Raw genomic sequence first — 14,405 nt, 5'->3', positions numbered from 1 at the left:
GGATATCCTGTGGACAGGCTGTGGAGAAGCGCGCCCGCCACGTGAACTGCGCCCCTGAATGAGGGGCTGTCGCGTAACACGGGCGCGGGGAAGGGCCTTGCAAGGCCCTTGTTAAAAGGCGTTTGCAAACGCCTTGGCGCTAGCCCCGCGCGGCGCGCCAGGCTTCCGGATCCTTGAGAAATCGTTCAACCGAATCGAGTGTCGCGTCATCGAAGTCACCCGCGCGGCGTGCCTCGGCCAGCACGTCCCACCACGTGCACAGGTAGTGCAGCTCTACCCCATGGGCGCGCAGGGTCGGGATCGTCTCTTCAAAGATGCCGTAGTAGAAAATGACTGCCGTATGCCCGCATTCCGCCCCGGTGTTGCGGATCGCATCGACGAATTTCAGCTTCGATCCGCCATCGGTGGTCAGATCCTCGATCAGCACCACGCGCTGACCCTCGCTCATGTCGCCTTCGATCTGGGCATTGCGCCCGTGGCCCTTGGGCTTCTTCCGAACATAGGTCATCGGCAGCGCCATGCGTTCGGCCACGAGGGCGGCAAACGGGATGCCCGCCGTCTCGCCACCGGCCACATTGTCAAACGCTTCCAGCCCGGCATTGCGCATCAGGGTGCAGGTCAGGAAATCCATCAGCGTGGCGCGGATGCGCGGGTAGCTGATCAGCTTGCGGCAGTCGACATAGGTGGGGGCCTCTTTGCCATTGGAATGCACAAAGGGCGTTTCGGCGTTGAAATGCACCGCCTTGATGTCGAGCAGCATGCGCGCGGTCAGTTGGGCGATGGTGGCCTGATCGGGGTAGCTTGCGGGGATCATCTGTCACCTCTCGTGGTGGGCCGGGGATGCCTCCGGCGGGAGTATTTGGTCCAAGAAGAAGGGGTTACACCACGCGCCAATAGAGCGGATGGCCCGGGTCGAAGACGGTCACGGGGCCGTCGCCCGTGTCGATCCTGGCGGGGTAGGCGACGGGATCGGGCTCTTTCACCAGCGTGATCGTGTCTTCGTTCGGGGGCAGGCCGTAGCGGACCGGGCCGAACATGGAGGCGAAGCCTTCCAGCTTGTCGAGCGCGCCTTCCTCTTCGAAGACATGGGCCAGGCAGGCCATGGTGTTCGTTGCGGTGAAACAGCCCGCGCAGCCGCAGGCGCTTTCCTTGTTCGCATCATTGTGGGGCGCGCTGTCGGTGCCGAGGAAGAAGCGCGGGTTGCCGGAGGTCGCGGCCTTGCGAAGCGCCTCCATATGCTCGCGCCGCTTGGCGACGGGCAGGCAGTAGTAATGCGGCTTGATTCCGCCCACGAGGATGTGGTTGCGGTTGATCATCAGGTGATGGGTGGTGATCGTTCCGGCGATGTCACCCTCGGCCCCCGCCACATAGTCGATCCCGTGCGAGGTGGTGATATGTTCCAGCGTCACTTTCAGGCCGGGCGTGCGTTCCCTGAGCGGATGCAGGACGGTTTCGAGGAACACCTGTTCGCGGTCGAAGATATCGACGTCATGGGTCGTCACCTCGCCATGGATGCAGAGCGGCAGGCCGATCTCGGCCATCTTTTCCAGAACGGGGCGGACCTTGTCGAAATCGGTGACGCCAGAGGCGGAGTTCGTCGTCGCGCCTGCCGGGTAGAGCTTGACCGCTGTCACCAGCCCGCTGGCATGGGCGGCGGCGACATCTTCGGGATCCGTTTCCTCGGTCAGATAGAGCGTCATCAGCGGCTGGAACGACATGTCCTCTGGCAGCGCGGTCATGATCCGGTCGCGATAGGCGGCGGCCTGGGCGCCGGTTACCACCGGCGGCACCAGGTTCGGCATGATGATCGCGCGGGCGAAATGGCGCGCGGTTTCGGGAAGGACACCGGCCAGCATCGCGCCGTCGCGCAGGTGCAGGTGCCAGTCATCGGGGCGGCGGATCGTCAGGCTTTGGGTCATGGCGCTTGCGCTACACCGGATTGCTGGTCCATGCAAAGGGGAAAGCGCCGCAGGAGGCTTGAAGTGCAGAGGCTCAGCTATCGTCCCGGGTTGCTTCGGGCACCTGTCTCGTTGGAGATCGGAGAGACGGGAATACGCCACGCCGGGGGAACGCTGCATCACTGGGCAGATCTGACCGGCCTTCACTATGCGTCCTGGCGCAGCGGGCGCGTTCAGGGGGTTAAGCTGGTTCTGACCTTCCACAGCGGGCAGGAAGTGATCGCCGCAGGCTTTGCCCCCGATAACCCGGCCATACCGGACCTGATCAAGACCGTTCTGACAGTCCTGGCGTCGGCACGGCCCGGAATGAGTGTGCAGGTCGGGGCGGGTAAGGGCGTGGCATGGGCGATGTTCGCCATTGGCGTCGTCAGCGCGTTGCTTGGCCTTGGCATCCTGGGGGCGGCGCTGGCGTCGGGCGTTTCGGTCGGGCGGCTTATGGGGGCGGCCCTACCGATCCTTTTGCTTGGTCTCGTGGGGTATTTTCTGATCGTGGCCTACAGGCCGTGGCGAAAGGCGCCGCCGGTGCCGGTCGAGCAGCTGATTGCCGATCTGTGATCCCTTGCGACATGCCGCAGTGCACCATATCTGCGGCTCGGGCTATGCTGCCCCAGCACAGTGATTTCTCTGGATGGACCCTGCCATGTTGCTTTCCTTTCTCCTCGGTCTTCTGGCCGGATATGCCGAACCCTATGCCGAGCCGCATGTGAAGAAAGCGGTCGAGGACGTGTTCGACCTGTCCATCCCGGTGGAGAAATCCGAGTTCGACATGCTGACCTTGCTGCTCTTGCTGGCGGTGGCGGCGCTGATCGCGGCGCTTCTGGCGACCGCAATGCTGTGGCCGCTGCTGATCGGGGCCTTTCTGGGGCTGTTTGGCAAGCGGCTTTACGCGGCCGCAAACGAAGTTCATATCCGCCCAGGGCCGCGAGACGACACCTGACAGACGGGCAGGATCTTTGAACCATTTGTCGCCGACTGTCGTCTAAAACATGGGCAGGTGGCGCGGTTTCGTTCCACAGTGACTGCCTTTTGTTTCACAACAGGGGCTGGCCAAGACGGATATTGCAGTCAAATATGGATCAAGGACTGGCCCACTCGGGTCCGTCTCAATTCCACGATCCCCGGCCAAACGGGGGCGATTCAAATCTTCGCACCAGCAGACATTTCGGAGGTCCACGTCATGATCCAAAAAACCCTTCTCACGCTTGCCATTCTGAGTGCCGGGACGGCAGCGCTGGCAGAATGCCCGCAGAACATGGCCGATACTGGCGACGGTGTTTACGTCAGCTTCACCGATTTCTACGTGCGTTACGACCGTCAGGCCGATGGCTCGGTGCTGGAGCAGGAGGTCTATTTGGAAGATGGCGGCGGGTTCCGCGTGCACAGCATCTCCGGCGCCTTCGTGCTGCAAAGCTGGGATACGCGCTATGGGGCGCTGATCGGCAACACGTCCGAGGTCACGACCTATGCCGTCGGTGTTGAAAACCTGCCCACGCTCTTTCCCGGCCTGACATGGCAGGGCAGCACCGTGCGTCGGCATGATGACGGGACCACCAATGTCGAAACGGTCGATGTGCTGATGGAGCCGGAAACCACGCTGTCGCTTGGCGCGTGCAGCTATACCTCCTGGCCGATCCGGGTCACGACGACCGGTGAGGATGGCGGCGCCTATGTGGACCGCCTGACCTACCTGCCAAGCCTCGGATTCGCGATTTACCATGGTGGCGCGGATGCGGGCGAAGGCTTTGTGCCGGACATGCCGGTCGCGATCTCGACCGAGCCGCCGACCGTCAATGGCGATGGCCAGATGACAGGTGCGGCAGCCGGTAATCCGACCCCTGCACCGGCCCCCACTGCACCGCAGCCGTCCAAGTAAACTGATCGGACGGCCTCGCCGCGTCGGCCCGGTCGGGTGGGCGCGGCCATGGCCCTCAGGCGGTGTTCAGGCGCTCTGCTTCGATGGTCATCATGCGGCGCGCGAAATGGGCGTCACCGGTGGCGGCAAGCCCGTGCCGCGCCACGGTATAGGGCAGTTTCGTGCCGCCGCGTTCCGCCGCCCGGTCCAGCAGTCGCTTGAGGTAGTCGGGATTTGTCTTTCTCAGCGTCCGCGTGATCTGTGAAAAGCGCAGCGACGACATGCGGCCATTGCCGGTGGCCTTCAGCAGACGGTCGAGCGTCGAATTCGGCTCCAGCAGCTTCAGCAGGTTTGGCCCTGCGCCGCGACACCGGATGCGGGTGACGGATTTGCCCCGGAACTGCGCCGCGTGGGCGGCGTCCAGCAGTTCCAGCGGGTCGTAGAGGACAAAGGCCTGTTCCGCCGCGTCCAGCATGGCGGGGGCAAAGCCGTAGCGGCTGGTGAAATCCTTGCGCCACGCCTTGCGAAACCGCAGCTCGAAAGGGGCGGCATCCCGGTTCAGGCTGGCGGCAGGCGACAGGGCCAGAACCCGTGCCCCGGGCGCGGCCACGGAATAGGCGCAGGCCGCATGGCCGCACATCGGCCCCGCGCCCAGGAAAATCACCTGGTCGAAACTGTCGAAAAAATCCTCGTCGATCAGCCGGTCGAAAAAGCGGTAAAGCGCCTCGTCGCGAAACCAGGTGTCGCCCTCCGCCATGAGGCTGAGAAAGGACCATTCCCGTTTGCTGACCGCGTCGAACCCCACCGGCAGGGCATCGCGCCCCTGGCTCATGATGCGGCCGACCTCGTCGAAGGTGACCAGAAGCGTGTCGCCTTCCTGGACGTAAAGCGCCCGGTGATGGGCGCCGATCCGGTCGAAAAAACCGTGCATGTTTCCGATCTGGTCCATCCGGGCCAGCCAATCGGCGCGTGTCGGTCGTTCACCTTGCATGGGCATCTGCATGTCGTTCATGGAGGTCTCTCTACATCGGCACTTGTTAACTTAATGCAAATCTGACCGGAGAGTAAGGCACCGCCATGGGCTCGGCGGGAAATTACCGTGGGATTTCTGACGGGATTCTGGCGGCATGTTCCGCGTCCCGGCAACAATGCCTGTAGGATGACTTGAATTGATCGCCGAGCGCGCAAGGTTAAGGTTCGGTTCACCTGTTGGGCGACGATCCGACCGGCGAGAGGCAGGCAGGGATTCGAGCGTCACGTCTTGACCCGGACCCCAAGGCCGGGGCTTGATGGGCACCAAAGAGGGAGAGGTCATGCAGTCCATCGACGAGGTCCAGAGCGCGCTTGCCGAACAGAACTATGTTTGCGGACGGGCGCTGGCCACCGTTGTGTTCCTCTCCCTCCGCCTTGGGCGGCCGCTGTTCCTGGAGGGCGAGGCCGGCACCGGCAAAACCGAGATCGCCAAGGCCATCGCCGCGGCGCTTGGACGGCGGCTGATCCGGCTGCAATGCTACGAGGGGCTCGATGCCGCCAGTGCCGTCTATGAATGGAACTTCGCCGAACAGATGATCGCCATCCGCGCCGCAGAGGCTGCGGGCGGGGCGGATCGGGATGTTCTGAAAGGCGAGCTCTTCACCGAGGAATTCCTGATCGAACGCCCGCTGCTGCAAGCGATGCGCCCGCAACCCGGCGGCGCGCCGGTGCTGCTGATCGACGAGATCGACCGCACCGATGAGCCTTTCGAGGCCTTCCTGCTGGAGGCCCTGTCGGATTTTCAGGTCACGATCCCGGAACTGGGCACCATCAAGGCCCCGGAACCCCCGATTGTCATCCTGACCTCGAACCGCACGCGAGAGGTTCATGACGCGCTGAAACGCCGGTGCCTGTATCACTGGGTCGACTATCCGAGTTTCGACCGGGAGATGGAGATCCTGCAGGCCCGCGCCCCCGAGGCCGCCGCGCAGCTCAGCCGCGAGGTGGTCGCGTTCGTGCAGCGCCTGCGCACCGAGGATCTGTTCAAGCGCCCCGGCGTGGCGGAAACCATCGACTGGGCCAAATGCCTGCTCGCGCTCGACGTGCTGGAACTGTCCCCCGATGTCATCGCCGACACAATCGGGGCGATCCTGAAATATCAGGATGACATCCAGAAGTTGCAGGGGTCCGAGGCCAAGCGGCTGCTGGATGAGGTGCGGGCCGAGGCAGTCGGGTAATCGACTTGCGCGAATTATGCGCTTGCCGCCTCAAACCACGGGACTCGCAAGCTTTTCTCTGGTAAGCATTGATCAGCAGGGACGCCGGGGGACGGCCCGGCATGTTCCTGAAACGTTCAGACACAGGGAGCATTTGCCATGATAAAACGTTTCTTCGCGCTTGCGACTTTGATCGCGGGCCTTCTGGGCGCCAGCCAGACATTGGCCTGCCCGAACTGGAACAATCCCACCGTTTTCGGCCAGGCGACGTTGAACGCCGGCTTTCTGCCGGATCCCTATGTGCGCAACATCACGGCAGGCGGGCGGGTGAATCTGGCCAATTGCTACCCCTATCTCGGGCCGGGCTGGGTCGTCTCGCGGCCTGACTTCCGGCTGCATTACTACGGCCAGTCCCCGACCGGGCGCATGACCATCGCCTTGCAGGCCCGGTCCAACGTGGACCCGATCCTGGTGGTGAATGCACCGGATGGATCGTGGCATTACAATGACGATTATCGCGGCTATGACCCTGCCATCGTCTTCTTCAACCCGATGTCGGGCCAGTACGATATCTGGGCGGGCAGCTATCACCGCAGTTCCAACAACCCGGCGGTGCTGATCGTGACGGAATACAATTACTGATCAAAACAATTCTCCGGGCCGGTGATCGGCCCGGAGTTGTCAGTCTATCCCTAGCACTGGCTCATCGGCCAGCCAGAGGGAAGGATGCAGATCGCCCGATCGTTCTGGATGTCGTCGTTGCGACCGTAGATCATGGCCATTCCCGGCGCGGGGGGCGAATACATGATCAGGCTGGCATCGGTCCTGAAACTGAGAGACCCCATCGAGGACGCCGCCGCGAGATAGCGCTGATCCGGCATGACGCTGATGCCAAAGGTCTGGATGTTCTGGATCTGACCACCTCTCACGATACCCGTAAACACGGTGTAGGCGCCGGGCTGGTAGTACATGCCCCCATTTGGAGAAAGCGGGGTGGAGTTGGCGGGTTGGGCTGCGAATTGCCCCATCTGGCGCGTGAAGGTCCGCCATGGGTAGTAGGTGGATATTGCACCTCCACCGGCACCGCCCCCGGCTGTCGCGCCGCCACCCGCCGTGCTGCCGCCGTGACCGGAATAGCCCGATCCGCCGCCGAAGTTCGAGTTGGGGTTGGAACAATCGGCGGTATCGGTGCCCCAGGCGCAGAAGCCAAGCCCGTTGGGTTCGTCGCAATCCCCGTCATTGGTATAGGGGCAAGGGTTCATCAGGCCGCCCCCGCCAGATGATCCTCCCCCGGCGGATGAGCTGCCATAGCCGCTGCCGCTGCCGAAATTGGAATTGGGGTTCGAACAGTCGGCGGTATCGGTGCCCCAGGCGCAGTAGCCCAGGCCATTCGGCTCGTCGCAATCGCCGTCATTGGTATAGGGGCAGGGGTTGTAGAGCTGTGCATGGGCAGGGGCAGGGGACTGGGAAAGACCAGCCAGCGCACCGAACACGAAAACGGTCGCAATCCTAAGTGTTTGTTGCATCGAACATGTCTCCTTGAAGCGTCTCATGGCACGTCAGACGACGCGCCCGAATTGTTGCAATAGATGGCAACTGCAACTATGACTTGGATCAATATTAGCGCTAACGCATGGCCTGATCCGTGGTCGCTGACGTAACGGAAGCCAAGCCGGACACGCGACGCAGAGACAGCTGGCGTCCGGCAGTCAGGCCGCGCGGGTCGCACCCGCTCCGCCTGTCCGGGGCTTGACGTCTCAGCACAGAGCGCGTCTTCTCATGACATGGCCGAACAGATCCCGCTGGAGCTGCCGGATACCCCGCAGCTCACCGCCAATATCACTCATTTCGCCCGTGCGCTTCGGGCCGGGGGGCTCAAGGCCGGGCCGGGCCGGGTGCTGGACGCGGTGCGCGCAGTCGAAGCGGCGGGGTTTTCGGAACGGACCGATTTCTACCATGTGCTACAGGCCTGTTTCGTCAGTCGCCCCGAGGAACGCGCCACCTTCGATCAGATCTTCCGGCTCTATTGGCGCGATCCCCGTTATATCGAGCATATGATGGCGATGATGCTGCCTGCGATCCGGGGTGTGGCCGAGGATCGGCAGGCGAAACCCGCCGAGAAACGCGCGGCGGAGGCGCTGTTGGAGGGCGTCACCCGTGACCTGCCAGAGGGGGGCGATCAGCCCGAAGAGGGCACCGAGATCGAGGTCGATGCGACCCTGACAATGTCGCGGGAGGAACGGCTGCGCACGCTCGATTTCGAACAGATGAGCAATGCGGAAATGGCCGAGGCCAAGCGGATCATCGCGGGGCTTTCGCTGCCGGTGACCCCCCTGCAAAGCCGCCGGACCAAGGCCGCCACGCGCGGACGCCTGCCAGACTGGCGGCGCACCATGCGCAGCGCCATGCGGCAGGGCGGCGAAATCACCGGGTTCGACATGAAGGCGCGGCGCATTCGCTGGCCCAACCTCGTGGTGCTCTGCGATATTTCCGGCTCCATGTCCTCCTACAGTCGCGCGGTGCTGCATTTCCTCCATGCGGTTGCGAACCGCAAAGGGCAGGGATGGGCCAAGGTCCATGCGTTTACCTTCGGCACGCGGCTGACCAATATCACCCGCCACATGGGCGCGCGCGATGTGGATGCGGCACTGGCCGCCGCCGGGGCCGAGGCGCAGGATTGGGAAGGCGGCACGCGGATCGGCCAGTGCCTGACCGCGTTCAACCGCGACTGGTCGCGCCGGGTTCTGGGGCAGGGGGCGGTGGTGCTGCTGATCACCGACGGGCTGGACCGCGACGACCCGGATGCGCTGGCCGCGCAGATGGAGCGGCTGCATCTGTCGTCACGTAAACTCATTTGGCTGAACCCGCTGCTCCGGTGGGACGGCTTCGCGCCCAGGGCCGCCGGGATCAAGGCAATGCTGCCCCATGTGGACAGTTTTCGCGCAGGCCACAACATCGCCGCCCTGCAAGGGCTGGCCGATGCCCTGTCGCGCCCCGACGACATGGGCGAGAAAGCGCGGCTGATGCGGATGTTATGAGAGTTTCGTGATTGACGCTGCCACGGGGCAGGGCTAGACCATCCCCGCGTTGCCCGTGTGGCGGAATTGGTAGACGCAGCGGATTCAAAATCCGCCGCCGCAAGGCTTGCCGGTTCGAGTCCGGCCACGGGTACCATTTCAATGAACTGTTCAGGTCTGCAGGCCTCCCCCCTTGGCGTCTCGGGAATCCGACGCGCTTGCTTCTGCCGCATGTGAATGGCCGTAACCGGGGATCAGGTCATGTCCGAAGCCCTTGAGACCGAGCCATCGTCAATCTGGTGCCGCACGCACGCGATCCGGCCGGGTCGTTGTGAGGGTGGCGTTCGGGGTATTCTTATGGATAGGTCATTATCCAATTGAACAGGTGCAATTGGCTCTCTTTCGAATTATCGAAGGGGAAGAGTATATTGTCCGAGATCATACAGACAGACCAGAGACGGAGATCACGATGCCTGTTGCATTCCATCCGCCTAGCCTTGTTCAGCGGTTCCTTCCGATGCTGTGTAGTCTTATGATATTGGCAAGCGGAGCGCAATCTCGGGCCGATACGACCGAGGACATCCTTCTCAGCGTCACGGGCCCGGACATCTCTCACGACCTGACCCGCACGGATCTTGAAGAGATCGGGATCGCCAGCTTTCAGACAAGCACGATCTGGACAGACGGTCTTCAGGAATTCACCGGAACGCCCCTGAATGCCTTCGTTGCAGCGCTAGGGCTGAACGACGAGCTGGCCTTGCAGGCCATCGCCGCCAATGACTATGCCGTCGAGGTTCCATTGTCCGACGCGGTCGAGGATGGGCCGATCATCGCCTTCCTGCGCAACGGGGAACCGATGACGCTTCGCGATAATGGGCCGCTCTGGCTGGTCTATCCCTATGACCACAATTCCGACTATCAGTCCGAGATCATCTATGCGCGCAGCATCTGGCAGCTGGAACGCATTGTCGTAATCGTGCCCTAACGGGAATAGCCCTTGCCCTGATGCCAGCGCCACGCATCCGCGATCATCCGGTTCAGGGTGGAACGCTCGGGGCTCCAGCCAAGATCCTCGATGGCGCGGGCACTGCCGGACACCAGCTTGGTGCAATCGCCGGGGCGTCGTTCGCCCAGGGTCATCGGCACGTCGCGATTGGTGACGGCCCGGCTGGCATCGACGACCTCGCGCACGGAAAAGCCCGACCCGGTGCCAAGGTTGAACACCCGAGACCCCTTGTCGGCCTGAAGCCATTTCAGGCCCAGAACATGCGCATCCACAAGATCCATCACATGCACATAATCGCGAATGCAGGTGCCGTCGGGTGTGTCGTAGTCGGTGCCGAAAATCGTCAGCGCCGGGCGCTTGCCGTCAATTGCGTCCAGCATCAGCGGGATCAGGTGTGTTTCCGGTTGGTGGAACTCGCCGACCTCTGCCTCGGGGTCGGCGCCGGCCACGTTGAAATAGCGGAAGATCACCGTTTCCAGATCATGGCGGGCGGAAAAGTCGCGCAGCATCCCCTCGATCGCCAGTTTCGAGCCGCCATAGGCGTTGATCGGTTGTTGCGGCGTGTCCTCGGTCAGCGTGACCTGATCCTGATCGCCATAGGTCGCGCAGGTCGAGGAGAAGACAAAATGACGGCAGCCCGCCGCCACGGTGGCCTCGATCAGGTTGAGCGCGCCCACCACGTTTTCGCGCCAGTAGCGTCCGGGGTCCTGCATGGACTCGCCGACCTGGCTGAGCGCCGCGAAATGCATGACGGCAACGGGTTGGTGGGTCGCAAACACCTCGTCCAGCCGGGCACGGTCCAGCAGGTCGCCTTCTTCGAACGGTCCGAAGCGCACCGCATCGCGCCAGCCGGTGGACAGGTTGTCGAAGGTGATGGGGGTGTAGCCGGCGGCCTTCAGGGCCTTGCAGGCATGGGCGCCAATGTAACCGGCCCCACCTGTGATAAGTACGTTCATACTGCTATCCATAAAATCGGTTGCGTGTCGCGAATTGCCACCTTTGCCGGGGCGTTGCAGGTCGATCCCGCGGCGGTCTCGCCTGACTTGTCCTGTCGTTCCGGCTGCACGCCGGTCCTGCGTTCGGAAAACGGGTCTGAAGTTCTGGGTTCGTGGTTTGGTACGGTCTGAAAGGCCAGCGGTCTACCCTCAAGAACGCCGCTGAGCCAGAAAAAGTGACCACAGGCACCGGGGAAGGGACGGGGGCCGGTTTGCCGGCCGCATTTCGGGCATCCCTCCCGAAAAAGCGGGCGGGCCTCGTGGCGCAGTCGATATGCGGGTCTGCCGCCTGTCTTGGCGGCGGCGGCTATCCGTATGCTCTATGCCGTGACATCGGCGGGAAGGTATGATGGACTTGGCCGCCTCGGGAAGACGGTGATGGAGCAGGGGCAAAGGCGATGCATAGAGACAAGCGACGGTTTTTCGTGCCGACGATCGTCCTTGCGGTCATCGGGGCCTGTGTTGTCGGGATCTGGTTTCTCAGCGCCGATGCGCGGCGAGAGATTGACGCGCTGGCGACCGCGAATGCCGACAGCACCCAGTGGAGCATCGCGCAGACCGAGGTCGAGTTGCTGACGCTGGAAACCGCCGTCCTGACCGCAATGCACGACAACTCGCAGGCCGCTCTCAGGGAAGTGCGCCGTCGCTTTGACGTGTTCTATTCCCGCATCCGCGTTCTGCAAAGATCACAACAGCTTGAACGCGTCCGCGAAGAGCCGGAAGTCGCCGAAACCCTCGAACATGCCATCATGGTTCTCGACAACGCTCTGCCGTTGATCGACGGGCCTGATGCGGAGCTGCGCGCGGGGTTGGATGATCTTGAGGAACAGATCGCCGATCTTCGAAACGATCTCAGGTTCGTCACGCTGGAATCCGTCCGCGTCTTCGCCGGACTGGCAGGGCAGCAGCGAGAGCGGGTCGCCAGTGCGCTGCTCGACCTTGCAGCTCTGATCGTTGTCCTGATTCTGGTCCTGTCGACCACCGTCTTCGCCCTGGTCTGGTCGCTGCGTTTGGGGCAGCGCAGAACGGCGGAAATCGCGCTTGCGCAAAGCCGTCAGCGCACGATCGTGGGCACCTCCATCGACGGGGTTCTGGTGGTTGGCCGCGACGGGCGCGTCCTTGATTGCAACCCGGCGGCGGAGCGGATCTTCGGCTATGCCCGAGAAGAGGCGCTTGGTGCCCGCATGGCCGATCTGATCATCCCCGATCACCTTCAGAAAGCGCATCGGCAAGCCATGGACGAACATCTCAGCACCGGGCGCAGGCGGATCCTGGGAAAAGGTCTTGTCCAGCTGGAAGCCAAGGACAAGTCGGGCCGGATCTTTCCCGTCGAACTGTCCATCGACACCGCCGAGAGCACCGAGGGAGAAATCTTCGTTTCCTTCATCCGCGACATCTCGGATCGCCAGCATGCCGAGCGGGAACTGGTGGAGGCCCGTGACAAGGCGCTGGCGGGCGAAGAGGCGAAGGCGGAGTTTCTGGCCGTCATGAGCCATGAGATGCGCACGCCGCTCGGCGGTATTCTGGGCGGGCTGGAATTGCTGTCGGGCACCGATCTGACCGGGCGTCAGAAAGGATTTGTCGACATGATGAGCCGCTCTGGCCAGCTGCTTCTGCATCATGTCAACAGTGTGCTCGACATCTCGCGCGATGATGCCGGCAAGACGGTTCTGCGGCCTGAGCTTTTTGATCCGGTCGAGCTTCTGTTGGATGTGGTGAACAGTCAGGGGGTCGCTGCCGAGGCCAAGGGAAACAGGTTGCACGTATCGACCGATGACGATCTGGGGCCTGTGATCGGTGACAGGACCCGGCTCATGCAGGTGATCGTCAATCTGGTGGCGAATGCGATCAAGTTCACCCGCGACGGGCAGATCACCCTGTCTGCCAGGCGCGACCCCGGCGGCACCGGCGGCACCGATGTCGAATTCCGCGTGGCAGATACCGGCATCGGCATCGCCGCCGAGGACCAGGCACGCGTGTTCGACGATTTCGTCACCCTCGACACCCGCTACGCCCGCGAGGTCGAGGGCACCGGACTGGGGCTTGGCATTGCCCGCCGGCTGGTCGTTGCCATGGGCGGCGAGATCGGGGTCGTCAGCCAGCCCGGTTCGGGCTCAGAATTCTGGTTTCGGGTGCCCCTGCCGACGGGTGACGCCATCGCCCTGGACCAGGACGAAGCTGCCGCAGATGGCCCCGAGGCCGGTTCGGTCCCCTCGACGTCCGGCCTGACGGTTCTGATTGTCGAGGATAACGAGATCAACCGGGCCGTTGCGGTGGAGATGCTGACAGGGATCGGATGCGAAACGGTTCAGGCCAGCGATGGCGCAGAAGCGCAACGGCTGGCCGGGCAGCGGCGGTTCGACCTGATCCTGATGGATATCAGCATGCCGCGCATTGACGGGATCTCGGCCACCCGGCAGATCCGCGAGACCTCCGGGCCGAACAGCCTGACCCCGATCATCGCCGTGACCGCCCATGCGCTGCCCAAGGATATCGAGCGCTTCCAGCAGGCGGGCATGACGGGCGTTCTGATCAAGCCACTGACCCGAAAATCCCTTGTCGATAGTGTCGAGCAGCATTGTTCGCGGCGGGTGGAGCTTCAAGACACAGGCGGCGAGCCGGCAATCTCCGCCGAGCTTGTGCATCGCGCGGTGGCGGAGATCGCAGAACACCTTTCCCACATGGAAAACATGATCAAAGAGGGGCACGCGTTCCACGATCTGGCCGACCGTGCCCATATGGCGGCCGGTCTGGCGGCCGTGTCCGGTCTGGCGGCGCTTCAGGAGGCGTTCGTGACGCTGGAACTGGCGGTAGCGGAACTGGAGGGCGAAGAGGGGGAGGCCGACGCGCTTGCCGAGCTGCTGGCCGAGGCAAGGGGCCTGTTTCGGCGCGAAGGGCAGGCAGGCTGAACTTCCTGCGGCAGGCTGACCACCGGCACGCGTGATCCGCACAAAGAAAAACCGCGCCCTCCGTTATGGCCGGAGGACGCGGGTGTTGACCGGTCGCGGGGCTGGGTCCAGGAAAAACCCCGGCCCGATCGAACCTCATTTCGGGCTCAGTCGAGTCCGAACTGGAAGAGGAGTCCTGTCTGGCATCCGTTTCCTTGTGCGACGTTTGCGTTTGCGCCGTTTCCGAACTGGAAGATGCCGTAGCTGTCGCAGCCGTTCTGGGCGAGGGTTCCGTGGTGGCCGTTGCCTTCCTGGTGGATGACACCGGTGTTGCCGCCGCCGGACTGGCCGATGCCTGCGCCGTTGCCGTTGCCGTTCTGGTAGACATGGGCGGGGTCTGCGCCATTGGCGATCTGGTAGAGGGCGAGGCCGAAGCGGATGGCGTTGGCTTCATCGGCGTTCGAAGGGTTCACCTCGAAGGAGATGGTGCCTCCGGCCAT

General features: G+C 63.2%; 14 protein-coding genes and 1 tRNA gene. 9 read left to right on the top strand and 6 right to left on the bottom strand.

Annotation, left to right across the window (positions count from 1 at the left end; translation table 11 throughout):
* Nucleotides 1-139: 139 nt before the first annotated feature.
* Both RBB16_RS11795 and pyrC read right to left on the bottom strand, forming a co-directional pair.
* Nucleotides 140-814 carry an orotate phosphoribosyltransferase gene (locus RBB16_RS11795; RefSeq protein WP_306046362.1) on the bottom strand — a complete coding sequence of 225 codons (675 nt, stop codon included), beginning with the start codon at nucleotides 812-814 and terminating at the stop codon, nucleotides 140-142.
* A gap of 64 nt (nucleotides 815-878) precedes the next feature.
* Nucleotides 879-1,919, bottom strand: a complete 1,041-nt coding sequence (pyrC, locus tag RBB16_RS11790) for a dihydroorotase (RefSeq protein ID WP_306046361.1) — start codon at nucleotides 1,917-1,919, stop codon at nucleotides 879-881.
* A gap of 63 nt (nucleotides 1,920-1,982) precedes the next feature.
* Here pyrC and RBB16_RS11785 point away from each other — a divergent pair, with 63 nt between their 5' ends.
* The 3 genes from RBB16_RS11785 (at nucleotide 1,983) to RBB16_RS11775 (ending at nucleotide 3,831) form a co-directional block, all read left to right on the top strand.
* Complete coding sequence (locus RBB16_RS11785) at nucleotides 1,983-2,513, top strand: hypothetical protein (RefSeq protein WP_306046360.1); 531 nt, start codon at nucleotides 1,983-1,985, stop codon at nucleotides 2,511-2,513.
* Between the two features lie 85 nt (nucleotides 2,514-2,598).
* A complete protein-coding gene (locus RBB16_RS11780; RefSeq protein WP_306046359.1) occupies nucleotides 2,599-2,895 on the top strand; it encodes a hypothetical protein in 297 nt (98 codons plus the stop codon).
* A gap of 240 nt (nucleotides 2,896-3,135) precedes the next feature.
* A complete protein-coding gene (locus tag RBB16_RS11775) occupies nucleotides 3,136-3,831 on the top strand; it encodes a hypothetical protein (RefSeq protein WP_306046358.1) in 696 nt (231 codons plus the stop codon).
* A 55-nt stretch (nucleotides 3,832-3,886) separates the two neighbouring features.
* On the opposite strand, the gene RBB16_RS11770 is transcribed toward RBB16_RS11775, so the two are convergent.
* Nucleotides 3,887-4,822 carry a phosphoadenosine phosphosulfate reductase gene (locus RBB16_RS11770; RefSeq protein WP_306046357.1) on the bottom strand — a complete coding sequence of 312 codons (936 nt, stop codon included), beginning with the start codon at nucleotides 4,820-4,822 and terminating at the stop codon, nucleotides 3,887-3,889.
* Nucleotides 4,823-5,123: 301 nt separating this feature from the next.
* Between RBB16_RS11770 and RBB16_RS11765 the strand changes: the two genes are divergently transcribed.
* Together RBB16_RS11765 and RBB16_RS11760 are read left to right on the top strand one after the other, a co-directional pair.
* Nucleotides 5,124-6,020, top strand: coding sequence for a MoxR family ATPase (locus tag RBB16_RS11765; protein WP_306046400.1), 897 nt, complete (start codon nucleotides 5,124-5,126; stop codon nucleotides 6,018-6,020).
* Nucleotides 6,021-6,158: 138 nt separating this feature from the next.
* Nucleotides 6,159-6,641 carry a peptidase S1 gene (locus RBB16_RS11760; protein WP_306046356.1) on the top strand — a complete coding sequence of 161 codons (483 nt, stop codon included), beginning with the start codon at nucleotides 6,159-6,161 and terminating at the stop codon, nucleotides 6,639-6,641.
* A 50-nt stretch (nucleotides 6,642-6,691) separates the two neighbouring features.
* Here the strand turns inward: RBB16_RS11760 and RBB16_RS11755 are convergent, their stop codons facing one another.
* Nucleotides 6,692-7,525, bottom strand: coding sequence for a hypothetical protein (locus tag RBB16_RS11755; RefSeq protein WP_306046355.1), 834 nt, complete (start codon nucleotides 7,523-7,525; stop codon nucleotides 6,692-6,694).
* A 258-nt stretch (nucleotides 7,526-7,783) separates the two neighbouring features.
* Between RBB16_RS11755 and RBB16_RS11750 the strand changes: the two genes are divergently transcribed.
* The 3 genes from RBB16_RS11750 (at nucleotide 7,784) to RBB16_RS11740 (ending at nucleotide 10,001) form a co-directional block, all read left to right on the top strand.
* Nucleotides 7,784-9,037, top strand: a complete 1,254-nt coding sequence (locus RBB16_RS11750; protein WP_306046354.1) for a VWA domain-containing protein — start codon at nucleotides 7,784-7,786, stop codon at nucleotides 9,035-9,037.
* 51 nt (nucleotides 9,038-9,088) lie between these two features.
* Nucleotides 9,089-9,173, top strand: a tRNA-Leu gene (locus RBB16_RS11745).
* 312 nt (nucleotides 9,174-9,485) lie between these two features.
* Nucleotides 9,486-10,001, top strand: a complete 516-nt coding sequence (locus tag RBB16_RS11740) for a molybdopterin-dependent oxidoreductase (RefSeq protein ID WP_306046353.1) — start codon at nucleotides 9,486-9,488, stop codon at nucleotides 9,999-10,001.
* On the opposite strand, the gene galE is transcribed toward RBB16_RS11740, so the two are convergent.
* Entirely contained in the window at nucleotides 9,998-10,978 is a 981-nt protein-coding gene (galE, locus tag RBB16_RS11735; protein WP_306046352.1) for a UDP-glucose 4-epimerase GalE, read from the bottom strand. The two genes, RBB16_RS11740 and galE, sit on opposite strands and share 4 nt — an antisense overlap.
* 437 nt (nucleotides 10,979-11,415) lie before the next feature.
* Here galE and RBB16_RS11730 point away from each other — a divergent pair, with 437 nt between their 5' ends.
* Entirely contained in the window at nucleotides 11,416-13,926 is a 2,511-nt protein-coding gene (locus RBB16_RS11730) for an ATP-binding protein (protein ID WP_306046351.1), read from the top strand.
* A 146-nt stretch (nucleotides 13,927-14,072) separates the two neighbouring features.
* Here the strand turns inward: RBB16_RS11730 and RBB16_RS11725 are convergent.
* A partial coding sequence (locus tag RBB16_RS11725) for a hypothetical protein (protein ID WP_306046350.1) occupies nucleotides 14,073-14,405 on the bottom strand: 333 nt, incomplete at its 5' end.

The sequence above is a fragment of the Nioella sp. MMSF_3534 genome (genome assembly GCF_030732985.1).
GTDB lineage: Bacteria > Pseudomonadota > Alphaproteobacteria > Rhodobacterales > Rhodobacteraceae > Nioella.
Note: the sequence above shows the minus strand (reverse complement) of the source record. Positions and strands in the feature narration are given on the sequence as shown.

Bases quoted from the DNA above. Each gene is read 5' to 3' on its own strand.
- RBB16_RS11740 (WP_306046353.1), top strand. From the start codon at position 9,486: ATGCCTGTTGCATTCCATCCGCCTAGCCTTGTTCAGCGGTTCCTTCCG.
- RBB16_RS11795 (WP_306046362.1), bottom strand. From the start codon at position 814: ATGATCCCCGCAAGCTACCCCGATCAGGCCACCATCGCCCAACTGACC.
- RBB16_RS11765 (WP_306046400.1), top strand. From the start codon at position 5,124: ATGCAGTCCATCGACGAGGTCCAGAGCGCGCTTGCCGAACAGAACTAT.
- RBB16_RS11755 (WP_306046355.1), bottom strand. From the start codon at position 7,525: ATGCAACAAACACTTAGGATTGCGACCGTTTTCGTGTTCGGTGCGCTG.
- RBB16_RS11770 (WP_306046357.1), bottom strand. From the start codon at position 4,822: ATGAACGACATGCAGATGCCCATGCAAGGTGAACGACCGACACGCGCC.
- RBB16_RS11780 (WP_306046359.1), top strand. From the start codon at position 2,599: ATGTTGCTTTCCTTTCTCCTCGGTCTTCTGGCCGGATATGCCGAACCC.
- RBB16_RS11775 (WP_306046358.1), top strand. From the start codon at position 3,136: ATGATCCAAAAAACCCTTCTCACGCTTGCCATTCTGAGTGCCGGGACG.
- RBB16_RS11760 (WP_306046356.1), top strand. From the start codon at position 6,159: ATGATAAAACGTTTCTTCGCGCTTGCGACTTTGATCGCGGGCCTTCTG.
- RBB16_RS11750 (WP_306046354.1), top strand. From the start codon at position 7,784: ATGGCCGAACAGATCCCGCTGGAGCTGCCGGATACCCCGCAGCTCACC.
- RBB16_RS11730 (WP_306046351.1), top strand. From the start codon at position 11,416: ATGCATAGAGACAAGCGACGGTTTTTCGTGCCGACGATCGTCCTTGCG.
- galE (WP_306046352.1), bottom strand. From the start codon at position 10,978: ATGAACGTACTTATCACAGGTGGGGCCGGTTACATTGGCGCCCATGCC.
- pyrC (WP_306046361.1), bottom strand. From the start codon at position 1,919: ATGACCCAAAGCCTGACGATCCGCCGCCCCGATGACTGGCACCTGCAC.